The organism is Mycobacterium sp. SMC-4 (assembly GCF_025263265.1).
Lineage (GTDB): Bacteria > Actinomycetota > Actinomycetes > Mycobacteriales > Mycobacteriaceae > Mycobacterium.
The window spans coordinates 5,053,606-5,076,825 of sequence record NZ_CP079869.1; the positions used below are offsets into that span (position 1 = coordinate 5,053,606).

General features: G+C 66.4%; 26 protein-coding genes. 5 read left to right on the plus strand and 21 right to left on the minus strand.

The window, feature by feature from the left end; translation table 11 throughout:
* Window positions 1-1,026, minus strand: a complete 1,026-nt coding sequence (locus KXD98_RS24100; protein WP_260760831.1) for a phosphotransferase enzyme family protein — start codon at window positions 1,024-1,026, stop codon at window positions 1-3.
* Window positions 1,027-1,276: 250 nt separating this feature from the next.
* Between KXD98_RS24100 and KXD98_RS24105 the strand changes: the two genes are divergently transcribed.
* Window positions 1,277-2,593 carry an aspartate aminotransferase family protein gene (locus KXD98_RS24105; RefSeq protein WP_260760832.1) on the plus strand — a complete coding sequence of 439 codons (1,317 nt, stop codon included), beginning with the start codon at window positions 1,277-1,279 and terminating at the stop codon, window positions 2,591-2,593.
* 39 nt (window positions 2,594-2,632) lie between these two features.
* Here the strand turns inward: KXD98_RS24105 and KXD98_RS24110 are convergent, their stop codons facing one another.
* The 15 genes from KXD98_RS24110 to mrf form a co-directional block, all read right to left on the minus strand.
* Entirely contained in the window at window positions 2,633-3,334 is a 702-nt protein-coding gene (locus KXD98_RS24110) for a hypothetical protein (protein ID WP_260760833.1), read from the minus strand.
* 62 nt (window positions 3,335-3,396) lie between these two features.
* A complete protein-coding gene (locus KXD98_RS24115; RefSeq protein WP_260760834.1) occupies window positions 3,397-4,590 on the minus strand; it encodes an aKG-HExxH-type peptide beta-hydroxylase in 1,194 nt (397 codons plus the stop codon).
* Window positions 4,591-4,594: 4 nt separating this feature from the next.
* Window positions 4,595-5,785 (minus strand): radical SAM protein, encoded by a 1,191-nt coding sequence (locus KXD98_RS24120; RefSeq protein ID WP_260760835.1) that lies wholly within the window; start codon window positions 5,783-5,785, stop codon window positions 4,595-4,597.
* Window positions 5,782-6,033 (minus strand): hypothetical protein, encoded by a 252-nt coding sequence (locus KXD98_RS24125; RefSeq protein ID WP_260760836.1) that lies wholly within the window; start codon window positions 6,031-6,033, stop codon window positions 5,782-5,784. The genes KXD98_RS24120 and KXD98_RS24125 overlap by 4 nt, the downstream gene beginning before the upstream one ends.
* A gap of 158 nt (window positions 6,034-6,191) precedes the next feature.
* Entirely contained in the window at window positions 6,192-7,271 is a 1,080-nt protein-coding gene (gene egtE / locus KXD98_RS24130) for an ergothioneine biosynthesis PLP-dependent enzyme EgtE (RefSeq protein WP_260760837.1), read from the minus strand.
* Window positions 7,268-8,233 (minus strand): L-histidine N(alpha)-methyltransferase, encoded by a 966-nt coding sequence (gene egtD, locus KXD98_RS24135; protein ID WP_260760838.1) that lies wholly within the window; start codon window positions 8,231-8,233, stop codon window positions 7,268-7,270. The genes egtE and egtD overlap by 4 nt, the downstream gene beginning before the upstream one ends.
* 17 nt (window positions 8,234-8,250) lie before the next feature.
* Window positions 8,251-8,934: an ergothioneine biosynthesis protein EgtC gene (gene egtC / locus KXD98_RS24140; RefSeq protein ID WP_260760839.1), complete on the minus strand. Its 684-nt coding sequence runs from the start codon at window positions 8,932-8,934 to the stop codon at window positions 8,251-8,253.
* Window positions 8,927-10,225, minus strand: a complete 1,299-nt coding sequence (gene egtB, locus KXD98_RS24145) for an ergothioneine biosynthesis protein EgtB (protein ID WP_260760840.1) — start codon at window positions 10,223-10,225, stop codon at window positions 8,927-8,929. The genes egtC and egtB overlap by 8 nt, the downstream gene beginning before the upstream one ends.
* Entirely contained in the window at window positions 10,222-11,493 is a 1,272-nt protein-coding gene (gene egtA / locus KXD98_RS24150) for an ergothioneine biosynthesis glutamate--cysteine ligase EgtA (RefSeq protein WP_260760841.1), read from the minus strand. Before egtA ends, egtB begins: the two co-directional genes overlap by 4 nt.
* A 125-nt stretch (window positions 11,494-11,618) precedes the next feature.
* Window positions 11,619-12,476 (minus strand): metal ABC transporter permease, encoded by an 858-nt coding sequence (locus KXD98_RS24155; RefSeq protein WP_260760842.1) that lies wholly within the window; start codon window positions 12,474-12,476, stop codon window positions 11,619-11,621.
* The gene (locus tag KXD98_RS24160; protein WP_260760843.1) at window positions 12,425-13,273 is read right to left on the minus strand and encodes a metal ABC transporter ATP-binding protein; all 849 of its coding nucleotides are present in this window, start codon (window positions 13,271-13,273) and stop codon (window positions 12,425-12,427) included. The genes KXD98_RS24155 and KXD98_RS24160 overlap by 52 nt, the downstream gene beginning before the upstream one ends.
* Window positions 13,266-14,249, minus strand: coding sequence for a metal ABC transporter substrate-binding protein (locus tag KXD98_RS24165; RefSeq protein ID WP_260760844.1), 984 nt, complete (start codon window positions 14,247-14,249; stop codon window positions 13,266-13,268). Before KXD98_RS24165 ends, KXD98_RS24160 begins: the two co-directional genes overlap by 8 nt.
* Window positions 14,250-14,346: 97 nt before the next feature.
* Window positions 14,347-14,994, minus strand: a complete 648-nt coding sequence (locus tag KXD98_RS24170; protein ID WP_260760845.1) for a sensor domain-containing protein — start codon at window positions 14,992-14,994, stop codon at window positions 14,347-14,349.
* A gap of 1 nt (window position 14,995) precedes the next feature.
* Window positions 14,996-15,424: an organic hydroperoxide resistance protein gene (locus tag KXD98_RS24175; protein ID WP_260760846.1), complete on the minus strand. Its 429-nt coding sequence runs from the start codon at window positions 15,422-15,424 to the stop codon at window positions 14,996-14,998.
* A gap of 8 nt (window positions 15,425-15,432) precedes the next feature.
* Window positions 15,433-16,548 carry a ribosome hibernation factor-recruiting GTPase MRF gene (gene mrf / locus KXD98_RS24180; protein WP_260760847.1) on the minus strand — a complete coding sequence of 372 codons (1,116 nt, stop codon included), beginning with the start codon at window positions 16,546-16,548 and terminating at the stop codon, window positions 15,433-15,435.
* A 104-nt stretch (window positions 16,549-16,652) separates the two neighbouring features.
* Here mrf and rpmB point away from each other — a divergent pair, with 104 nt between their 5' ends.
* Genes rpmB through rpsR form a run of 4 tightly spaced genes read left to right on the plus strand, consistent with a single transcriptional unit; the run spans window position 16,653 to window position 17,627 of the window.
* Complete coding sequence (gene rpmB, locus KXD98_RS24185) at window positions 16,653-16,889, plus strand: 50S ribosomal protein L28 (RefSeq protein WP_260760848.1); 237 nt, start codon at window positions 16,653-16,655, stop codon at window positions 16,887-16,889.
* Window positions 16,889-17,053: a 50S ribosomal protein L33 gene (gene rpmG / locus KXD98_RS24190; RefSeq protein WP_260760849.1), complete on the plus strand. Its 165-nt coding sequence runs from the start codon at window positions 16,889-16,891 to the stop codon at window positions 17,051-17,053. The genes rpmB and rpmG overlap by 1 nt, the downstream gene beginning before the upstream one ends.
* Window positions 17,053-17,358 (plus strand): 30S ribosomal protein S14, encoded by a 306-nt coding sequence (rpsN, locus tag KXD98_RS24195; RefSeq protein WP_260760850.1) that lies wholly within the window; start codon window positions 17,053-17,055, stop codon window positions 17,356-17,358. The genes rpmG and rpsN overlap by 1 nt, the downstream gene beginning before the upstream one ends.
* An 8-nt stretch (window positions 17,359-17,366) precedes the next feature.
* Window positions 17,367-17,627, plus strand: a complete 261-nt coding sequence (gene rpsR, locus KXD98_RS24200; RefSeq protein ID WP_260760851.1) for a 30S ribosomal protein S18 — start codon at window positions 17,367-17,369, stop codon at window positions 17,625-17,627.
* Window positions 17,628-17,712: 85 nt separating this feature from the next.
* On the opposite strand, the gene KXD98_RS24205 is transcribed toward rpsR, so the two are convergent.
* The 5 genes from KXD98_RS24205 to KXD98_RS24225 form a co-directional block, all read right to left on the minus strand.
* Entirely contained in the window at window positions 17,713-19,155 is a 1,443-nt protein-coding gene (locus KXD98_RS24205; protein ID WP_260760852.1) for a catalase, read from the minus strand.
* Window positions 19,156-19,253: 98 nt separating this feature from the next.
* Window positions 19,254-19,640, minus strand: a complete 387-nt coding sequence (locus KXD98_RS24210) for a hypothetical protein (RefSeq protein WP_260760853.1) — start codon at window positions 19,638-19,640, stop codon at window positions 19,254-19,256.
* A gap of 66 nt (window positions 19,641-19,706) precedes the next feature.
* Complete coding sequence (locus KXD98_RS24215; protein WP_396881971.1) at window positions 19,707-20,816, minus strand: DUF4185 domain-containing protein; 1,110 nt, start codon at window positions 20,814-20,816, stop codon at window positions 19,707-19,709.
* Between the two features lie 10 nt (window positions 20,817-20,826).
* Window positions 20,827-21,876, minus strand: a complete 1,050-nt coding sequence (locus KXD98_RS24220; protein WP_260760854.1) for an aspartate-semialdehyde dehydrogenase — start codon at window positions 21,874-21,876, stop codon at window positions 20,827-20,829.
* A gap of 34 nt (window positions 21,877-21,910) precedes the next feature.
* On the minus strand, window positions 21,911-23,176 hold the full coding sequence (locus KXD98_RS24225; RefSeq protein WP_260760855.1) for an aspartate kinase: 1,266 nt from the start codon (window positions 23,174-23,176) through the stop codon (window positions 21,911-21,913).
* Window positions 23,177-23,220: the final 44 nt, after the last annotated feature.

The following is a 23,220-nucleotide window of genomic DNA, read 5'->3' on the forward strand; positions in this document are numbered from 1 at the left end:
CTATCGGGTCGGGGCGAGCACAGCGTCCTGTAACCACGTCGGGTCGCTGAGGTAGCGCCGGGCCAGCGCTGCGGTACCTCGGGCATAGCCGGCTCCGACGGCGATCGCGGCGTCGGCGTCGGCATGCGAGGCGATCCAGGCGGTCAGCTGGATGCGTCGCAGCATCACGAAGGTCGGGATGAGCAGCAGGTGGTCGACGGGAAGCGGACGCACCCGGCAGTATCCGCGCAACCACTCGGTGATGATCCCGGCGACGGCCGGGGTGTCCTCGATCCAGGACAGCACCGAGCTCAGATCGGCCAGGTGCCAGGACCACCCGCAATCGTCGAAGTCGATCACGGTGATCTGGCCGCTGCCGCCGGCCGGGTCGATCATCAGGTTGGCCAGGCGCAGATCGGCGTGGACCAGCCCGAAGCGGTCCGGCGCGGTGCCGAAATCAGTGATACGGCAGGTGATTTCGGTGACCGCCTGCCCAATCGCGGTTCGATCGGCGGACGTGAGCCCCGGCGCTGACCGCCAATCACCCCATCGGGCGCGCGGGCCGAGAATCGCTTCGAGGTCCCACCGGAACCGGGTGAAGCCCGAAGGCGGCTTCCACCGCCGACTGTGTTCGTGCATGTGGGCGGTGAGTTCTCCCAACTGGGCGAAACCGACTGCCTGCGGCGCTTCTTCGGCGGTACACCCCGGGATGTAGGTCACCGCGTCGACGTACAGTTCGCGCCCACCGACGCGCGCGGTGACCACGCCGCTGCCATCGGCTGCTGACACCAGTTCCGGGGTACAGACCACCGTCTGGCTTCGCAGCGCCGCCATCCAGTCCAGCTCGGAACGGATACCGGCCAGGTCGTGATAGCCCGGCCGGTGCACCCGCAACACGATGGGGTCGGCGTCACCGTCCACATCGCCGGCGAGATAGGTCGCATTCTCTGACAGGCTGAGCAGGCGAAGCGGGGTGTCTGGGTCGAGCCGGTAGTGGTGCAGCGCGGCCCGGGCAAACAACTGGTGATCAACGGGTAGCCCGGCCATATGAGGAGTGTGGACCAAATGACGTCGGCCGGCAGACCAAAACCGTGGCGTTTACCGGACCGTAGCGAGGTCAGCGGATCTGAAACACTGCTGTAACGAAGAATGCTGCGAGGCAGCGCATATCAGGTTGCCCGGGCACCTTGGGACTAGTAGAAATGGCCCTCACCGCGCTACGTTCGGTGTTCGCGGCTCGGCTTCGGCCAGACCAAATGTCGATGGCCTTGCCCGCAACGGAAGGGACGGGTTCGCAGTGGGGTTCTCCAACATCATGGATTCCAACAGCTATACCGCAGAGGTGAACACCGACACCGGGCTCGGTCGCCAGATCCAGGCCCGCAGCCGCCTGCTGGGCCCGGCCTACCGACTGTTCTACCAACGGCCGGTGCACCTGGTGCGCGGTCGGGGTAGCCACCTGTTCGACGCTGAGGGCCTGCGTTACCTCGATGCCTACAACAACGTCGCCAGCGTCGGGCATTGCCATCCGCGCGTGGTGGCAGCGATGACGAGGCAGGCCGAGACTCTCAATACGCACACCCGGTACCTGCACGAGGAAATCCTGCAGTACTCCGAACGCCTGCTCGGATTGCTGCATCTCGACCAGGTGATGTATGCCTGCACCGGGTCCGAGGCCAATGACTTGGCTCTGCGGATCGCGCAGAGTTACACCGAAGCCCGCGGTGTGATCGTCACCCGTGAGGCCTATCACGGCAATACCGCAGCGGTGACCGAGATTTCTCCGTCGATCGGTGGCGCGTCGGTAATGGGTGGCCACGTGCGCACCGTCGGCGCGCCCGACAGCTACCGCCTCGGCGCCGACGCACCGGCCCGGTTCCTGGCAGATGTCCAGGCGGCGATCGCCGACCTGCAGGCGTCGGGTCACGGCGTGTGCTGCCTGATCGTTGACACCATCTTCTCCTCGGACGGCATCTATCCCGAACCGTCGGTGCTGGCGCCCGCGGTGGCCGCGGTGCGGGCGGCCGGCGGGGTGTTCATCGCCGACGAGGTGCAGCCCGGTTTCGGCCGCACCGGGGAGGCGATGTGGGGGTTCGTCCGACATCGCATCGCGCCCGACCTGGTGACGCTGGGCAAGCCGATGGCCAACGGGCTGCCGGTGGCCGCGGTGGCGGCGCGACGCGAGGTTCTCGACATTTTTGCCCGGGAAGTGCCGTACTTCAACACCTTTGCCGGCAACCCGGTGTCGATGGCCACTGCTTCGGCAGTACTCGACGTCATCGAGGACGAGCAGCTGATGCGCAACGCATCGCAGGTCGGGCGGGCACTGCATGAGGGTCTCGTACAGTGTTGCGCCGAGCACCCGCGCATCGCCGATGTCCGCGGGGCCGGTTTGTATCTCGCCGTCGAGGTCGTCGACGATGCCGGTACCGGCAGGCCGGATCGGGCCGCGGCCCGTGACCTGATCAACGCGATGCGTGACCGCCGGGTGCTGATCTCGGTGTGCGGCTCCGAGGGCCACGTGCTCAAAATCCGTCCACCGCTGGTGTTCTCGACCGACGACGTGGACTGGTTCTGCACGGAATTTGCCGACGCATTGCGCATGCTCGTCTGACCACCGACGGCATGACGGATCGTCATCCCGGGTCCGCCGCTAGGAGCCGAGTGCGGCCACGATGTCGTCCGCCGACTCGAAGGCTTGGGGACGAATCCTCGGTGTCATTTCCGATTGCGCGGTCAAACAGCCAACCAGTGTGCGAGCTATCGGAGGCGGCAGCGCGAGCGACTCGATCAGCGCCAGTTGAGGCGGGATCTCGAGCGCAAGCACCGGGCTACGATAGGTGAACACTTGTTGTCCGCAGATCATCTCCCACAGGATGAGTCCGAGGGCTTGGACATCCGATCCGATACACCGACGCCGGTCATCGGCGGCCAGCTCATGCGAACTCCTGGCCAAACCGAAGTCGACAACAGTGATCTGCTGGCCCGAGAAGACATGGTCGGGTGAGAGATCACGATGGACATAGCCGAAGGCGTGCAATCGTTGAAGCCATCTCGCCAGCCCGCACATGAGCTCGCCAAGTACCTCTATCTCCAGGCGACCGTCGCGTGCACACTGATCAAAACGCGGCGCGTGCAACCGGTCACAGGCGTGGAAAGCCGCGCCCGGGACTCTGGAGCACGCACGCAACACCGGAAATCCCGGCCTGCCGCTCATCGTTGTCAACAGGTCGATTTCACGCAGGAAGTTCCTGCACACGCCAGGGGTGTCGGTATGTAGAACCTTGATGAACAGTTCGGCTTCCGTTCCGATCTGAGTGCCGAGAAAGCACTCGGTCAACGGGCGCCTGCCCACAGACCGGACTTTGACCAAACCGGCCTGCCTGAATGCACAGCCGAGTGTCTCATCTGAAGTCTTCATCCCTGGAAAAGCGCCTCCGACAACGTCTTCCACAAGGTCTCCCCCGCCTCGGTCAAGGCACGCGTCTCTGCGAGGTACCTGTCGTGCACGCGGATACGCTCGAGGCTTTCGTCGAGAGTCCGTCCGTTGAGCCGATAATATTTCGGCTCAGCACGTACGAGGTTGCGGTGGTAGATCGCGGCGTTGGCGAACGCATGGAACGCGTAGAGAATCATGTCGATGGGGCGCCCCTGCTTCTTGATCGGGGAGAAGTACTGCTTCGTGTCGGTGCCGTCGTGGAGCGGGGCCAACCGCCGCAGTGCGAGGTAGTGATGATGGCTGGCCTCATGGATGAGGGACTCCGCCAGTTCCACGGCCGGATTGGGAAACGACAGGAAGGTCAGTCCGGGGAACTCCTCGACTGACGCGCTCATGAGGACTCCATCGGATCCGTCGAGCGCGACGATGTGTCGCATCCCGCTGGCGATCCAAGGCACGAAGTTCGGTGCGTGCCGAGTCAGAAACGAGGTGGCGCCGTCGAGAGCGGGAGCCACTCGTGTCGTTGCGTCGGGCAGGGCCTGCCGCTTTCCGGGCAGCGGGAAGCCACTTCCGTCGCTGGGCAACCACACCGGGACGGGATGCCCGCACATCTGCACGGTCCCCACGCTGGAAATGGCGTCGCTGCGCCAGAGCCCGCTGGCCGCATCCCGGTCCGCTACGACGGTCGCGATCAGCCCTCCCCGCAGATATAGGTGTATCTCGGCGCGATCGTGGTCTCGCCGAAACGTCGCGCGATCGGCTTCCGGGAGTCGCAGCGTGCCCCAGAACGCCGCTTGCCGTGGATCCAACCCGATATCCGCCTCGACAAGCACGCCTTCGGCGCCCAGGCGCAACAACATTGGTCCAAGGACATTCAATGTTGATTCGCCGTGCATCGAGGTGGCCAGGAGCCGTTCCACGCGCGCAAGGTCAGGATGCCAGGCCGCGGACCAGGGCAGAGGCTGGCTCTTGATGATCTCGACCTGCGCACAGATGTCCGCCGGCGCACTGCTACAGCAATCGAACGCGAGCTCGAACAGCGCGCTCGCATACAGCCCTATCAGGGTCTGTGGGAGGTCGGGATCGGCACCGAGTTCCGGCGATGCGAAATAGCGTGCGGTGTCGACGGTGACCAGAGGGGGGCATTGTGCGGACCCGACCGGTGTCGTCATCGAGCTATGTACCCCCGGCTTCGACCGCAGGTGAACGCGCGGAGTCCGCGCGCACGACTGCACGCATGTGTCCGAAGAGCTTCACAATGTCGGCGCACCACACGGATGGATTGTCGAAACCATGTTCGCGGCTGTAGCGGTGCGGCATATAACCACCGCCGCATGTCAGCAATTCCGGGCAGGTACCACATTTTCGCGGAGGGGGAATTGCTCCTTCGAACAGCGCACGGGCCAGCGGACTGGAGTGACGTAGGTCGTCGAAACCGTGCGTCGCGATGTTCAGCCCGGTGTGATTGAGTGTCGCCTCGCACACCCGCAGGGCGTCGTTGGCCTGGATGCTGCCGTCGGACTCCACGATGGCGTAGTGCATCGGCCCACCACCGAAGGCGTCCGTGCCCCCGCTGTCCCCGAGGATCAGTCGGAACATGTCGGCGAACAAGCGCACCGAGACACTCGGATCGTTCTCGGCCAACCAGGCCGTCAGCGCCGGCAGCAGGTAATCGGCGACCGGCGTAGGTCCGTAAGTACCGAATTGCGTTCGCCAGTCGTCATGGGTCACGTCAGGCAGCAGGAAGTCAAAGTCGGTAACGCCGAGAGAGCGCAAGTAATGGTATGTCTCAGCGCCGTTTTCACCAGGACGGACGACCGAGAGCACTGCGACGTGAACACCCGCGTCCATCAGGTGGCGGATGCCGGCCTCTGTCCTTGTTGCGGAGCCGCGTCCCATGTGATCGACCCGCGCAACGTCATTGATGTCAGGTGGACCGTCCAGGCTGACACTGACCGAGATGCGTAGCTCTTTGAGTAGCTTCGCCCACTCGCGGTCGATCAAGGTGGCGTTGGTCTGCACATTCAACGAACCCAGGGCCGGGCCTGCCTCAGATCGCAGACGCTCGACCAACGACCGCAACCGCTCAGGGCCCATCAGAAGCGGCTCACCACCGTGCAGGCAGACACCCATCCGATGATGTGGTCGCACCGCGCCGTACTCGTTGATCCGCGTGATCAACAAGCCGATCAGTTCGTCGGACAGTAGCCCTGGTCGCTCGCGATAGCCGTTGTCTTTGGCGTGGTAGACGTAGCAGTAGCTGCAGTCGAGGTTGCAGGCACTGACCACCTTGAGCACGATCTGAGCGATGGTGACCGCATCGTCGGGCCCGGCATTGTGCCGCTGCGCGGAGGCGACAGTCGTCACTCAGGATCGGCCATCTTGACATGGTGTGCTTTCCAATAGTGCATCTTGTAGTACTGCATTTTCCAGTAGGACATATTTGATAACTCCTCAAGACTGGCATTGTCAGCCGCGGCGTAGAGCGCTTTCTTGGCAGCGATATCGGCCCTCAGCTTTGCCAGAATCATGGAGCGGTACTGCTCGGGTTTCAGCGTGACGGATTCAGCTTCCGCATTCGGCGCACCCTTGCTCTTGTCGTTCTTTTCAGCCATTTGTTGCCCTTTTCAACTATTGGTAGCGAGGCGAATTCGATCGGATGGCCAATTTGTACTCCCCGCGAACCCCCACCATCGATAAATTCACGAAAATTCTGTGTTTCAGATGCGCAGTTCGCCGACGCATTGCGCGCGTTCGTCTGAAAATCAGACGGTCAGCGCGTGACCGTGGCCAGGGCGGCGGCCAGGGTGTCCAGGTCGTCGTCGGTGACGTCGACATGGGGTGAGACTCGCAGTGCCGGTCGTGTCATTTCCCGCGGCGCACGTTCGGTCCCCAGGTAGGTCGTCACAATCGCATGCTCGGTGATCAACCGTGCGCGGACCGTCGCCGGATCGACGTGATCGGGCGGATAGAGCGTGGTGATGGCGCTGGGCTCGTCGACGCTCTCGCGCACCGACCAACCCGCGAGCCCGCCGAGGGCGGTCCTGGTCAGGGCCCCGACCTCGCGCAGCCGCTGCTGGACGTCGGCGGCACCGAAGGAGAGCAGTTCGCCCAGCGCCACGCACAGGCCGAGATGCAGGCCGACACTGGTTTCACAGTGCCGTAGCCGCTGCTGTTCATTCTCGGGCAGCAGGGCGGGACGGGTGATCAGCAGACCCACACCGCGTGGCCCTGCGGTCCATTTGCGCGAGGAGGTGAACAGCGCGTCGGCGCCGATCGCTGTGCAGTCCAGCTGGCCGAATCCCTGTGCCGCGTCGACGATCAACGGGATGCCGCGTTCGCGGCACACTTCGGCGATCTCGCGGACCGGTTGCACAGTGCCGACATGACTGCCCAACACGGTGAAATGCACCAGCGCGGGCGGGTCGTGGGCCAGCGTGGCGGCGGCGGCATCGACGTCGAGCCGGCCCGATCCATCCACCGGCAGAAAGCCGATGGCGAAACCGTGCCGCTGCATGAGCGCCAGGTTCGGGCCGAACTCGCCGGGTAGACAGGCCAGCGTGCGCGGACCCGACCAGCTGCCCAGCATGATGTCGAGCGCATGACCGGATCCGGTGGTGAAGAACACTTCACCGTCGGCCATCGTGGTCAGTGCGCGCACCGCGGACCGGCCGGCCTCCAATGCGGGCGCGGCGGCCTCGGCGGCGACGTAACCGCCGACCTCGGCCTCGTGGCGGGCGTGTCGGGATGCCGCCTCGATCGCTGTCAGGCTCTGCCGCGAGCAGGCGGCACTGTCGAGGTGGACTCCGGCCACCGGCGGGCGAGCAGCCCGCCACCGCTGTGCGAGATTCACTTCACCGACAGCGACAGCGCGAAGTCACCGGCATCGTCGGTCCACCAATGGGTCCGGCGTAGCCCGGCCGCAGCCAGTTCGGTGTCCACCCCGGACTTGCGGAACTTGCAGGACACCTCGGTCAGCATCGGTTCACCGGCACTGAACTGCACCTCCAGGTCGAGGTCGGAGATCTGCACCCGTTGCGCCCGAGTGGATTTCAGCCACATCTCGATGCGCTCCTCGGCGCTGTTCCACAGCGCGACATGATCGAAGGCATCGAGGTCGAAGTTCGCGCGCAGTTGCCGGTTGATCACCGCGAGCACGTTGCGGTTGAACGTCGCGGTCACCCCGGCGCTGTCGTCGTACGCGCGCACCAATCGCTCGGTGTCCTTGACCAGGTCGGTGCCCAGCAGGAATGCGTCGCCAGGCCGCATCAGGGCCGCCACCGCACCCAGGAACTCGGCGCGTGGTCCCGCGGTCAGGTTGCCGATCGTCGAGCCGAGAAACGCGATCAGGCGCCGACCCTGCGCCGGGATCTTGTTCAGATGCTGCTCGAAATCGCCACAGACGGCCGCAACTTCGACACCCGGGTACTCCTGCCCGATCGCTGCGGCGGCGGACTGCAACACGCTCGCGTCGACGTCGAAGGGCACGAATCGGCGTAACAGGTCCCGGCTGCGCAGCGCGTCGAGCAGCATGCGTGTCTTCTCCGAGGTGCCGCTACCGAGCTCGACCAGTGTGTCGGCGGCACACGCAGCCGCAATGTCACCGGCGTGGGTGCGCAGGATCTGGGCTTCGGCGCGCGTCGGATAGTACTCCGGCAACCGGGTGATCTGGTCGAACAGATCGCTACCGGCGGCGTCGTAAAACCATTTGGGCGGCAACGACTTCGGTGACGCCGTGAGACCCTCGCGCACGTCGCGGCGCAGCGCCGTGTCGGCGGCGTCCGCGGCCAGGTAGTTCTCCAGCGACAGGGTCATGAGAGTCCTTTCAGTGGTCATCTCAGCGGGGTGATCGTGACGCGTGTCCCGACCACGTCGACCAGATGGCGGTCGGGCACCTCCTGCCACGCCGGGTCGTCGTCGTAGGGTTCGCTGGCCAGCACCACACCGTCGGCGCGACGCAGCACCGACAAGGTGTCTCCCCAGGTGGTGGCCACCAGTCGGGATCCGTCGCCGGCCAGGATGTTCAGCCGGGCGTTCGGGTCGTCGGCGGCGACGGCGGCGACGGTGTCACCCAGCGCGTCGATGCCCCGGTCGAAGATCAGTGCGGCCAACAGCGCGCTGTCGTTGGTCGATTCGGCGTGTCGGGACAGCGGCAGCACCGACCGGTCCACCAGGCCGTTGTGCGACAGCAGCCAGCGGCCGTCGCTGAACGGTGCCGAAGCGCTGGGCTCGATGGCCATTCCCACGCTGGCCGACCGCACCGCGGCGACCACACATCTGCTGACCAAGGCCGGCGCCACCGACGCGAAGGAGGCGTCGGTCCACAGCGGCGATGCGCTGCGCCAGCGCCGTGCCACCTGGTCGTCGAAAAACCCGACACCCCAACCGTCGGCGTTCATCAGGCCATGCTTCTGCCGGCGTGGCGCGTAGGACTGAACCAGCAGCCCCGACGGCGGGTCGAGCAGCAACGCCGCCACCGACAGCGGCTGCCCCAGCCAACCCAGGTGCCTACACATGCTCGTCCCAGGCCAGCCGCACCCCGGTGAAGATCTGTCGGCGGATCGGGTGGTCCCAGTTGCGGAAGCTGGGCCGCAGGATATCCGCCGAGACCGCCCACGAGCCACCGCGCAACACCCGGTAGTCGCCGCTGCTCTGGCCATGGAAGAACGGTTGCGAGTAGCGCTGGTAGATCATCGGGCTGAACCCGGGCCACGGATGCAGCCGCGAGGTGGTCCACTCCCACACGTCGCCCAGCATTTGTTCGGCACCGTAGGCCGATGCCCCGTCCGGGTAGGCACCCACCGGCGCCGGGCGCAGCGCCTGCCCACCGAGGTTGGCCAGCTTGGCCGTGGGTTCTGTTGCACCCCAGGGGTATCGGCGGCGCGATTGGGTGGTCGGGTCCCACGCGCAGGCCTTCTCCCATTCGTACTCGGTGGGTAGCCGGGCGCCGGCCCACGCCGCATAGGCCTCGGCTTCGAAGTATGTGACGTGCTGGACCGGCTCGTCGGCGGGGATGTCCTCGACATGACCGAAACGGGTGCGGGTGCCGCTCTCGGCGTTCCAGAACAACGGGGCGGTCAATGCTGCGCGCTGCCGGTAGGCCCAGCCGTCGTCAGACCACCAACGACGCTGGTGGTAACCCCCGTCGTCGACGAACTGCCGCCACTGGCCGTTGGTGACCGGCACCCGGCCGATGCGAAACGCCGGGATGTCGACGACGTGCGCAGGACGTTCGTTGTCCAGCGCAAACGGTTCGGCGGTGGCGTCCACACCGAGCACGAACGGCCCCGCCGGCACCAGCACCGACGTACCCGCCACTCCCGGGCGACCCGCGGGCAGCGCAGACCCACTTTCGAGCAGTGGTTGACCGGCACGCAAGTTCAGCGCAGCCAGCATGGTCTCGTCGTGCTGGTTCTCGTGGCTGACCACCAGTCCGAAGGCGAACAGGTCGGGATGGTCGTCGGACAGCCTGTCCAGGACGTCGAGAGCCTTGCCGCGGACGGTGCGGCAGTAGCTACGAGCTTCGGTCGGCGGCAGCAGCGGCAGGTCGACTCGGGCGGCCCGCGAATGCACGAACGCGTCGTAGAGCGAATCGACCTGCGGGCTCAGGATGCCGGGACGTCCGGGATCACCTCCGCGCAGCAACCAGAACTCCTCCTGCTGCCCGATGTGGGCCAGATCCCACACCAGCGGGCTCATCAGCGGGTCGTACTGGCGGCACACTTCGTCGTCGTCGAAGTTGACCAAGCTCAGCGTGCGGGCTCGGGCCCGGCCGAGTTGGTCGGCGAGCGTCTCGCGTGTTGTCACAGTTCCCCTCGTGCCAGTGCGGTGACCGCAGGTGCGACCCCGTGCGCCACCACCCGGTCGGCGAAATCGTCGGCCGGACAGCGACCCTGCTCAAGCGAACGTAGGAGAGTCGTCATCGATTCCTCGAGGGAACCCGGCACCCGTTCGGCCACGGCCCGTGCGCAGCGCAGCGCGGCGCGCTGCAGGCGGCGGTCCTGCAGGCCGAGTTGGGCGGCGCGGTCCCACGCGGTGGCCACCGGTTCGGTGGCCTCGGCGGCGATGTCGGCGGCCACCGGATCATCGAGCAGCACGGTCAGCATGGATACCAGCGCGGGCCATACCGCATCGGGAACGCTGTCGAGATATCGCACCTCGAGGAAGCCGCGGGGCCGCACCGGTGGGAACAGCGTGGTCAGGTGATAGTCGAGATCGCCCATCGTGGGCCTGCGGTCCCCGAGCAGCACCCGCCCGTCGGCCCAATCGGCGAACGGCACCCACTGGGTCACCGGTGTCGGGTCCGGGTTGTGCACCAACATGACCGGTGCGCGCAACGCGTAGCGGGCCCAGTCACTGGCGGGGTCGTCCCCGCTGGCGCCGAGGATCGGCCCGCAGCGCGCCGAATCCAGCCGGCTCCACACCAGCTGGCGGGCGGACTGCCACCCCGTGAAGCCCCCGGCCAGCATGGGTGAATTCGCCGCGATAGCGATCATCATCGGCCCCAGCGCGTGGGCCAGCCGCACCCGATCAGCCCAGCCGGACCGCGGCCCGGCCTCGAGGTTGACCTGCACCGAGGCTGTCGAGGTCATCATCGCCGCTCCGGCGGCACCGGTGTCGCTGGCCTGGAAAAACGTTTCCATGGCCGCATAGCGCGCGCCCGGATTGACCCGATGCACGGGCCGTAGCGGGTCGGCGCCGAGCAGCACCAGCCCGAGCCCGGCCTGCGCGAACTCCGCACGAAGCAGCGCGTGGTCCGAACGCATGGCCGCCACCGCGGTGCTCACGTCGGGGAGCGGCGGACCCGACAGCTCCACCGCACCGCCCGGTTCGACGGTGACCAGACTGCCGCCGGGCAGCCGTGGCAGGGCGGCGAGGGTGGCGGTCACTTCGGCCCATCCGGGCCGGCGGTGCGGATCGGTCAGGTCGAAGCAGTGGGCCTCGATCTCCAAACCCACCGGCCCGACCGGGCCGTCGGTCAGACAGGTCTCGACAATGCGGTGTGCGCCATCCTCGGCACTGGTCAACGTGTCCATGCGCTGACCGACGCCGTCAGATGTCACGGTGCTTGCCATCAGCCACCCCCTCCGGGTGTGCAGCGATCGCCTCTGTCGTACCCATCTTGGGCAAGCGCACCGACAAATTCTGGTGACTTAATGGTGCGTTCACCGCTGAGATCCTGTCGAGCAGTAACCCCAACCTAGCGAGGCGGGCTGTGGCGTACCCGCGCGCGACGCAGCGTGAGAACACCCGTCACCGTGGTGGCAACCATCGTGAGCGCGAATGCGGCGCTGCTGGCCAGCACGATGGCAGGTCCGCTGGCGATCTCGATGTGGAAGGACACGAAGAGTCCGACCGCTGCGGCGAGCACGCCCAGGCCGGTTGACACGGCGATCAGCAGACCCAGGGATCGCCCGACGAGGCGGGCAGTCGACGCGGGAATCACGATGACCGCGGCGATCAGCAGCACGCCGACGACGCGGATCGAAACGACCACGACTGCTGCCAGCGCGATCGTGAACGCGAACTCGACGGTCGCGGCCCGAACCCCATGGGCCGCGGCGGCGACGGAGTCGACGATGGTGAACGCCATGACCTTGAAGTAGACGAACCCCCCAACGGCCACCACGGCCGCGACGACGCCGACGAGGACGATATCGGCGTCGGTGACGCCCAGGATGTTGCCGAACAGCAGGTCGGTCAGGTTGACCGCGCGGTCCCGGTTCGCCGAGACCAGCGCGACACCGGCGGCGAACATGGTTGTGGACACGATGCCGATCGCGGCGTCGGGACGAACACCGTGTTGGCGCCCGATGATGTTGATCAGCAGGCCGGCGACGATCGTTGCCGCAGCCGCCCCGAGGTAGGGGTCGATACCGGCAAGAACAGCGGGAGCGACGCCACCGAGGACACTCTGGGACAACCCCTGGCCGATATAGCTCATCCGTCGAAGCACGACGAAGACGCCCAATGCTCCACACAGAGCGCCGACGAGGATCCCGGCGATCAGCGCATTGAGGAAGAACCCGTAGTCGAACGGTTCGGTGAGGAGGTGCATGCAGAATCCAGGGGCGATCGGTGGGGCACGGTCGGTTGGTCGGTCACCAGGACACGGTCACCGTCTCGGACGATGCGGACCCGTGCCCCGTAGGTCTGTTCGATGGTGTCCTCGGTGAGGACCTCGGTCGGTGCGCCGTCGGCGATCACCGAACGGTTGATGCACACCACCCGCGGTAGCCCCGCAGCCACCCAGTTCAGGTCGTGGGTGGTCAACACCACGGTGGTCCCCCGGTCGCGCAGATCGCCCAGGAGATCCAGGATGTCCTGCAAGGTCTGCAGGTCGACACCGCTGGTGGGTTCGTCGAGCAGCACCAGGCCGGGGTCACCGATCATCGCTCGACCCAGCAGCAACCGTTGCTGCTGTCCACCGGAAAGCTCCCCGATCGGTGTTCGTCGGCAGCCCGAGAGTCCCAGGCGTTCGAGCAGAGCGCGCGCTTTGGCTCGTTCAGCTTTCGAATACCAGGGCACGCGGCTGCTGGTCGCGGCGAGACCGAGAAGCACAGCATCTTCGGCGCGGACGGGGAGATCGGGCTCGATGCTGGTCAATTGCGGGACGAAGCCGACGTCGCGCGTGGGGCGTCCGCGACGAATTGCTCTCCGGTTGAGCAGCACAGTTCCCGAATACAGATCGGCGGTTCCGATCAGGGCCCGCAGCAAGGTCGACTTGCCCGAGCCGCTCGGTCCGACCAGGCCGACCATTTCTCCTGCGTGTACGTCGAGGTCAATGGATTCGACGGCGGCGACACCGCGGTAGCCGGCGGTGACACCGCGCAGACAGATGACAGGACTATTCACGGGCCGGGTCGACCGCATCGAGGGCCGACGCGTCACCGCCGAGGCCCTCCACGATCAACCGCACGTTGGCGGCCATCATCCCGAGGTAGGTGTGCTCGGCGTCGCCCGCCGCACCCGGAAGCTGGTCGTCGGAAAGGTTCCCGACGTAGTCAACGCCGGATTCCCGGGAAACCTGTTCGAGCACGGCGGTGGGAAACACCTCACTGCCGAAGAATGCCGGCACCCCGGCAGCCTGAACCTGCCTGACCATCGTGCGCATTTCTGCCGCAGACGGCTCGGCGAAGTCCACCGCCTGGAGGGCTCCCTGGACATCGAAGCCGTACTCGCGCCCGAAGTATGACCAGGAGTCGTGGTACACCACCAGCGTGCGGTTTTCGGCGGGCACGGTTGCCAGTGCCGTTTGGGCGGCTGCGGTGAACTCCGCGATCTCGGCGTTGAGCGCGTCACGGTTCGCCGCGTAGGTGTCCTCCCCGCCGGGATCGGCAGCGCTGAGCGCGGCGGTGATCTCGTCGACCATCGCCGGCACGTAGGCCATGTTGGTCCAGGTATGGGGATTTCGGTCATGCCCGTGGACCACCCCGTCACCATGGCTGTGCATGTCGGAGAAGATCGCCTCGTCGTCGGGGACCACCAGCGCATTCACGTCGACCAGGAGTGCGTCCTCGGCAATGTTCTGCCTGGCCAGCCGCGTCAGTTTCGGATTCAGGTCGGCGTCGGGGAGGAACACCACAGCGGCCGCTGCCAGCATCCGGACATCGCCGGGCGTCGGCTCATAGGTATGCCCGTCCATGCCGGCCGGCACGATGCTGCTGACCTCGGCTCGGTCGCCGGCCACCGCTGACACCAGGCTCTGGATCGGCGGGATCGAGGTCGCCACCTTCAGTTCACCGACTGCGTCGTGACGGTCGGTGCCACCGGAATCGGAGCACCCGGCTGCAGCAAATACTGCGACCGCCGCCATCAGAGCGGCGAGCACAGAGGTCCTGGGGCGGTGAAGGCGGCAGCGCATGACGAGTACTTAACCCGTAACGGCAACCATTTTCAATTAGGAGCGTAGGCGGTATGTGGATTCGCTATTGCCCCAACAGGTTCTGCATCGCACCGGCCAGCACGTTCACCGCAGGACCACCGTTGCCCGACTGGCAGACCTTCGCCTGCAGCAGCACGTTCTCCCGCAACCGAGTGGTGACGAAGCAGCGTCGGTCGGTGCCGGCCTCCTGCTTGACCCAGTCGACGTCGGTGGCCGAGACCGGGCCGGCGGCGAACGTCCACACCTCGGTGGTGAAGTTGTCCAGGTGCATCGCAGTGGTTTGTCCGGCGCAACCGGCCGTGCGGTCGACGACACGGCGCAACGCGCGCTCGGAGGCCTGCGCGGTCGCGAACACCCCAACCGCCTGTTTGACCAGATGCGTCGAGTCGGTCGGTGACTGCTGGGTGACCGCGCCGTTGAACGCGGCGAGGTCGGGGTCGTTGTACACCTCGGGCAGGCCGATGTCGGCCCAGTTGTTGCAGACCGGGTTGTCGACCCAGTACGCCTGGAACGGTCGCGAGAACGTCGACTCGAATCCCATCCGGGCACCGACGATGTTGCCGACCGAACCTTTCGGCAGGACCGCGTAGTTGACCACGCCGGGGTCAGACGGGCGCGCTGCGACCGGGGCCGCCGACAGCAACGCCGCAGCGACCCCGACCGCAGCGCCGACTGCGACTACGCCACGCATCTCAGACCTTCGCGCGCAGCGTGACGTCGATGTTGCCGCGGGTGGCTTTCGAGTACGGGCAGACGCCGTGGGCCTTGTTCATCAGGTCCTCGGCAGCGCCCTGGTCGAGTCCGGGTAGATACCCGATCAACTCGACGGTCAGTCCGAACCCACCGTCATCGTCTTTGCCGATACCCACCTTGGCGGTGATTCCGCTGGCCTCGTCGAGGGTCACCTTCTCGTTCTTGGCGACCAGTCGCAGCGCACCCAGGAAGCAGGCTGAGTAACCGGCGGAGAACAGCAGTTCGGGGTTGACCCCGTCACCGCTGCCACCCATTTCTTTCGGTGGGCGGGTGTCGAGGTCGAGCTTGCCATCAGCGGATTTCACGTGGCCGTCACGGCCGCCTCCGCTCGCGGTGGATTCTGCGGTGTAGACGACGTCGATACTCATCTCTGCGATCATGCCAGCTGAGCCTGATCGGCAGGCCCGCCGAACGGATCCTCGTAACGGCACCAGTCCTGCGGGCGCGCCATCTCGGTATCGGTCAGCAGCGCCCCGTTCAGGGCCGCGAGGATCTCGTCGGGGTCGGCCCCACATACCAGCACGGTCAGCGAGGTGTGCCGGTCACCGTGCCGGTGTTCCCAGATCAGATCGGCCATGGCGCGTCGTTCCGGGTCGACGTAGGCAACCTCTTGGGATGACATGGCGGCCAACCACTTTCCCTCCGGGGTGAGGCGCAGGCCGCCACCGGCCGACTCCAGCCACATCACCTGCTCCGGACGGGTGGCCAGCCACACCCTGCCCCTGCTGCGCACCACACCGTCGAGCAGTGCGTCGACGGCTGCGTACAACCGCGCGGGGTGGAAGGGCCGACGAGCCGCGAACTCGACGAGGCGCACCGGTCCGGCCTCGGCAAGCGGGGGCTGGCCCGCCAGCAGGGATCCGTGCAGGTCATCGCTGCGACCGCGGCGCGCGTCGATGTCCAGGTTGGCCAGCGCAAGATTCAGCCGTTGTGCGCCGACGGTGATCCGGGCCCTGGGGGCCAGCCGACGGGCGACGGCGAGGGTGTCGGGGTCCGGCTCGGTGAGCACGACGACGTCGGCGAATTCGACCTGGGACACCACCACCTGCGCGACAGTTCGTCCGTCGTCGAGTTCATCGTCACCGACGGCCTGCGTGAGCCAGGTCGCGGTGTCGACGGTGGCAACGACCGCCGACACCGTCACGTCGCGGGCCGCAGGCGACCGGGTGAGGACGAAGCAGACCGGTTCCGGTTCCATCCACGGGTCCAGGCGCACCGCAATGCGGGCGACGTCGGGAGTGCGGTGCAGTCGTCGCAGGTGCGAGACGAGTCCGTCGCGCACCGTGCACGAAAGGCAGCAGTTGGTGAGCTCCAGCACTTCCTCCGCGGCGGTGGGCAGTCCGTTCTGCATCAATGTGGTCTTGCGGTGCACCACGTGTCCGTCGAACCGGTGTTCCACCACCGCCGTGCCGTCGCTGGACAACAGAGCACCGGTGACGTCATCGGCGTCGCACTGTCCGGCCACCACCACGACCGGGGTGCGCCTCTGCATGGAACCTCCTCAGAGATGGGAATGATTTTCAATTGACCGTGGGTTCACGCTACAGTTCGACTACCGGCTTGTCGAAAACCGTTTTCATTAAGAAAGGAGCTGCTGTGTCCGCTGTTTGCCAGGTCACCGGTCGCGCGCCCGGCTTCGGCAACTCGGTGTCGCACTCGCACCGCCGCACCCGCCGTCGCTGGAACCCCAACATCCAGACCAAGACGTACTTTCTGCCCTCGGAGGGGCGGCGCATCCGGCTGCGGGTCAGCGCCAAAGGCATCAAGATCATCGATCGTGACGGCATCGAGTCGGTGGTGGCGCGGCTGCGCCGGGAAGGTCAGAAAATCTGATGGCACGCAACGAGATCCGTCCGAAGGTCAAGCTGCGCTCCACTGCCGGAACCGGCTACACCTACATCACCCGCAAGAACCGCCGCAACGACCCGGACCGCTTGACGCTGCGCAAGTACGACCCGGTGGTGCGCAAACACGTCGACTTCCGAGAGGAGCGCTGATGGCCAAGAAGTCCAAGATCGTCCAGAACGAACGACGACGCGAGATTGTCGCCCGCTATGCCGAACGCAGAAACGAGTTGAAGGCGATCATCAAGTCGCCGGCCACCACACCCCAGGACAGGCTCGCCGCCCAATCGGAGCTGAATCGTCAACCCCGCGACGCCAGCCCGGTTCGGCTGCGCAACCGCGACTCGGTCGACGGCCGGCCACGTGGACATCTTCGCAAATTCGGGCTGTCTCGGGTCCGGGTGCGCGAGCTCGCACATCAGGGCCAACTGCCCGGAGTCCGGAAGTCGAGCTGGTGAGCCCGCAGGTGAAGAGCACATCGAGCAAGGCCAAGCGGCGCGAGGCCGCGCCGCCGAAGAAGCGCCGCAACCTGTTGAAGACCCTGGGCATCGAGTATGTCGACTACAAGGACACCTCGACGTTGCGCCAGTTCATCTCCGAGCGCGGAAAGATCCGGTCCCGGTCGGTGACCGGCCTGACGGTGCAGCAGCAACGCCAGGTCACCACAGCCATCAAGAATGCCCGTGAGATGGCGCTGCTGCCGTACCCGGGTCAAGGTCAGGGCTGAGATGGTGCGCCGAGTGCACGCTTATTGACGGAAAATCGCAGTTTTCCGTCATCTTTCGTACACTCGGCGCAACCCAGGCCGCACCCTAACCGCCGTTGCGCACGCCTTCTTCGACCTTCTTGCCCAGGTCGGGGTCGACGTTGCGCCAGTATTCGAATACCCGCGACAGCACAGGTTCCTTCACACCGTCCAGCACGTGGCCGATGATGTTGTGCGCCAGTCGTTCCCGCGCTTCGTCATCGAGCACCTCACGGACCATGGTGCCCGCCTGGCCCCAATCGTCGTCGGCGCGCAGGGCGTAGGCGGTTCTGACCATGTCGCCGTCGGAGGCCCAATGCACCTCGGAGGCGCGACGGGGATCGGCTTCCGGTCCGCCCATCGAGTTCGGCGCATAGACCGGGTCGGGCGCGTTGCGGATCCGCATGGCGCCGTCCTTGCTGTAGGCACGGACCTCGGTCTGCGGTTCGTTGACCGGTATCTGCTTGTAGTTGACCCCTAGCCGGGCCCGGTGGGCGTCGGCGTAGGAGAATCCGCGAGCCAGCAGCATCTTGTCGGGACTCAGGCCGGTGCCCGGCACGATGTTGTTGGGTTCGAACGCCGCCTGCTCCATCTGTGCGTGGTAGTCGACGACATTGCGATTCAGCGTCATCTTGCCGACCTCGTGCAGCGGGTAGTCGCCGTGCGGCCACACCTTGGTCAGGTCGAACGGGTTGAAGCGGTAGGTCTTCGCGTCCTCGAACGGCATGATCTGCACGTGCAGCGTCCAGCTCGGGAAGTTACCGTCCTCGATCGAGTTGTACAGGTCCCGCTGGTGGTAGTCGGCGTCCTCACCGGCGAGCCGGTCGGCATCCTCCTGGGTGAGGAAGTCGATGCCCTGGTCGGTCTTGAAGTGGTACTTCACCCAGAACAGTTCGTCGTTGGCATTGAGCCAGCTGTAGGTGTGGCTGGAGTAGCCGTTCATGTGCCGCCACGTCTTGGGGATGCCGCGGTCGCCCATCAGCCAGGTGACCTGGTGTGCGGATTCGGGTGAGAGCGTCCAGAAATCCCACTGCATATGGTGGTCGCGCAGGTTGTTGGCGGCCATCCGCTTCTGGCTGCGGATGAAGTTCTGGAACTTCATCGGATCACGGACGAAGAACACCGGGGTGTTGTTGCCGACCATGTCGAAGTTGCCTTCGGCGGTATAGAACTTCAGCGCGAAGCCGCGGGGATCGCGCCAGGTGTCCGGGCTGCCGCGTTCCCCGGCCACCGTCGAAAACCTGGCCACCATCTCGGTTTTCACCCCGGGCTGGAGAAACCCCGCCTTGGTGTAGGCGCTGACGTCGTGGGTGACCTCGAAGACTCCGAAGGCTCCCCCGCCTTTGGCGTGTGGTTGCCGCTCCGGGATGCGTTCCCGGTTGAAGTTGGCCATCTGCTCGATCAGGTAGTGGTCCTGCAGCAGGATGGGCCCGTCGGATCCGACCGTCAGTGAATGCTCGAAGCTGGGGATCGGGGCGCCGGCGTCGGTCGTCGCGAACTTGTCTGTCATCTCATCTCCTAGCGGCAGGGCGGCTTGGGCTGGGCAGTTGTCCTCACCTGCCCGGGTACCCGAATGCCGGCCGATCCACCCAGCCGACCGCGACTCTGTCAGGGCCGCGGTTGCGCGGTGGTCGGGGGTGTCGTCGCCGCAGCGCCTGGCTGACCTGGTGCTCCGATCATCGGTCCGCCGGGGCCGAACCCTCCGCGCGGGCCCATCGGGCCCATCGGCCCCATCGGGGGGCCCGGATGCACCACCAGTCCGGGGCCGGGGTGGTGGCGTGGGCCGCTGCCGACGTTCTTGCCGACGAAGACGCCGGCGCCGAAGATCACGGCGACGACGAACACGATGCCGGCCACGATCCCGACCCAGGCGGCGACCTTGTTGAGCCGATTGGGTGGCTGTTGGACGTAGACCGTTGGCGGCTCGACGGGCGGTGGTGTGCCGATCGGTGCGGTGGCGGGTTCGGGCTGCTGTGGAGGTGTCGTCTCACTCATGATCGAGAGTGTTCGCCGCCATCCACAGCCACGGCTAGGTCCTCGCTGTGAATCCGCTATGAGCGCTTACCAGGGTTTGAACGGGTTGACCGCGAACGGGATGACCCGGTACGGGGTGCCGCCGCGTGGGGTGGTGTTCCACTGGCTGACGAACACCCGCACGTCGTCGAGCGTCGATCGCGGCGAGATGTAGCCGCCGTAGGGCTGGGCCAGCCGGTTGTCATAGGGGGGCGGCAGGATCTCCACCTGCTCCGGCCAGGGTGCGGCAACGACCACGGTGGTCACCGGCGCGGCACCCAGCTGCGTCGGGTGGTTGGCCACCCGGATCTCCATGTTGCCGGTGGAGGCGTTGAAGTATGACAGCACGGTCGCACCGTCGATCTGGCGGACGCTGAGCTCACCGACGCGGTCGGGCCACAGCGGCGCCGGGTCCTTGCCCCAGTCACCGCCGTCCCACCCCTGCCATGCCGAACGGTCGGTGAAGTTCTGCGGCGTGGCGCGATACAGCGACACCGGCGCACTGCGGTCGAAGTTGTTGGCGACGATGTACACCCACCCACGGGGCGAGTCGGGGGTGGGAATCGGGTCGTAGTAACCACTGATTTGCGACTGTGCACCGCCGGCATGGCCGGCTTCCCGTACCGATCCCGGCACCGTTTCCCACTGCCCTTGTCCAGCTTCGGCTTTCACCAGTCGTGAGGTCTGCGGCCGCAGCGTCTTGGTGGTGGTGACCATCAGCCAGTTCTGGCGATTGATCTCGATCACTCCGGCCGGCAGCTGCGAGACGCCCGGTGGCGCCGGGTCGGCCAGCAGCGGTTCATACACCCCGGTCACGCCGTCGTAGCGCACGTCACCCTCCTCGAGCGACGCACCCACCACCCGCAACGCGATCGGCGAATACCAGCCGCCGTAGCCCACTCCCTGCCCGGCGAAGCTGTCGCCGCACACCTGCAGGATTCCGCTGGGGAACTCCATGAACTCGCAGAGGTCGGTGGCGCCGATACCGTAGTCGGCGGTGGCAGTCCCGGTTCCGGCCACCGGCGCCAGCCGCATGACCTGGCCGGGCAGCAGGGGGCCCACCACCGCGTCCTGCGGTGTGGCCCACGCGGCCGGCGACACCACACACCACGCAGCCAACGCCGCGACAATCGCGCGTGGAGTACGACGTCGGCGCACGGCGGGGAACTTACAACCGGGTGGCCAGCAACTCGGCGATCTGGATGGTGTTGAGCGCCGCGCCTTTTCGCAGGTTGTCGCCCGAGACGAACAGCGCCAGCCCGCGGCCGCCGGGTACGCCGGGATCCTGCCGGATCCGGCCGACCAGCGATTCGTCGACGCCCGCGGCGGCCAGCGGCGTAGGAACGTCGACCAGCCTCACACCGGGGGCCGAATCCAGCAGCTTCGTGGCCTGCTGCACCGACAATGGTTGAGAGAACTCGACATTGAGTGAGAGGGAGTGCCCGGTGTAGACCGGCACCCGCACGCAGGTGCCGGACACCGCGAGGTCCGGGATGCCGAGGATCTTACGGCTCTCGTTGCGCAGCTTCTGGTCCTCGTCGGTCTCGCCGGAACCGTCGTCGACCAGCGAACCGGCCAGCGGGACCACGTTGAACGCGATCGGTGCGACGTACTTGTCCGGCGCCGGGAAATCCACCGCGCCGCCGTCGTGCACCAGGTCGCGGCTGCCTGTCACGACCGCACTGGCCTGGCCGAACAGCTCCTCCACCCCGGCCAGCCCGCTGCCCGAAACCGCCTGGTAGGTCGAGGCGATCATGCGGACCAGCCCCGCCTCCTCGTGCAGCGGCTTGAGCACCGGCATCGCGGCCATGGTGGTGCAGTTCGGGTTGGCGATGATGCCTTTGGGCAGGGACCGGACCCGATCGGCGACGTCGCGGTCGAAGTTGACTTCTGACACCACCAACGGCACGTCGGGGTCCTTGCGCCACGCCGAGGAGTTGTCGATCACCACCGCACCGGCGGCCGCGAAGCGCGGTGCCTGCACCCGCGACATCGTCGCCCCGGCCGAGAACAGGGCGATGTCCAGGCCGGACGGGTCGGCAGTCTCGGAGTCCTCGACCTCGATCTCACGACCACCGTATTCGAGCTTCTTGCCCGCCGATCGCGCCGAGGCGAAGAACCGCACTTCATCGGCAGGAAATTCGCGCTGGGCCAACAGAGTCCGCATCACCTGGCCGACTTGGCCGGTCGCGCCGACCACACCGATCGAGAGTCCCATTTATTTGTCCCGTCGCTTCGCTCGCCCTGGCATCTCAGCGCCCCGTCCCGGCGTAGACCACCGCTTCCTCGTCGCCGCCGAGACCGAATGCCTCGTGCAGCGCCGCCACGGCGCGATCGAGCTCGGTGTCCTTGATCAGAACCGAGATCCGGATCTCGGAGGTTGAGATCAGGTCGATGTTGATGCCCGCGTTGGCCAGGGCCTCACAGAACGTCGCGGTGACGCCGGGGTGGGAGCGCATGCCCGCACCGATCAGCGACACCTTACCGATCAGGTCGTCGTAGAGCACCTTGGTGAAGCCGATCTCCTCCTGCAGCGAAACCAGCTTCTCCACCGCCCCGGGACCGCTCTCCCGCGAGCAGGTGAAGGTGATGTCGGTCTTACCATCCTCGACCTTGGAGATGTTCTGCAGCACCATGTCGATGTTGACGTCGGCGTCGGCCACGGCACGGAACACCCGCGCCGCATAGCCGGGGACGTCGGGCAGGCCGACCACGGTCACTTTGGCCTCGCCACGGTCGTGCGCAACTCCGGTGAGGATGGCGTCTTCCATCGGGATGTCCTCCATCGATCCTTTGACGAGTGTGCCTGGCCGGTCGGAGTACGACGACCTGACGTGGATGGGCAGGTCGAACCTGCGGGCGTACTCGACGCAGCGCAGCATCAGCACCTTGGCGCCGGCGGCAGCCATCTCCAGCATCTCCTCGAACGAGACGTTGTCCAGGCGGCGGGCGTTGGGCACGATGCGCGGGTCGGCGGTGAAGATGCCGTCGACGTCGGTGTAGATCTCGCACACGTCGGCATCCAGTGCCGCGGCCACCGCGACCGCGGTGGTGTCGGAGCCGCCGCGGCCCAGCGTGGTGACATCCTTGGTGTCCTGGCTGACGCCTTGGAATCCGGCTACCAACACGATCAGGCCCTCGTCGAGTGCTTGGCGCAGCCGGCCCGGGGTGACGTCGATGATCTTGGCGTTACCGTGGATGCCGGTGGTGATGACCCCGGCCTGCGAGCCGGTGAACGACCGCGCCTGGGCTCCCAGTGATTCGATCGCCATGGCGACCAGTGCGTTGGAGATCCGCTCCCCGGCGGTCAGCAGCATGTCCAGTTCCCGCGCCGGTGGAGCGGGACTGACCTGTTTGGCCAGATCGAGCAGCTCGTCGGTGCTGTCGCCCATCGCCGAGACCACGACGACAACGTCGTTACCGGCCTTCTTGGTCTCCACGATGCGCTCGGCCACCCGGCGGATGCGCTCGGCGTCGGACACCGAGGATCCGCCGTACTTCTGTACGACGAGCGCCACTGCACAACCTTTCACTACCGTTTCGCGACCTGGGAATCCCATAA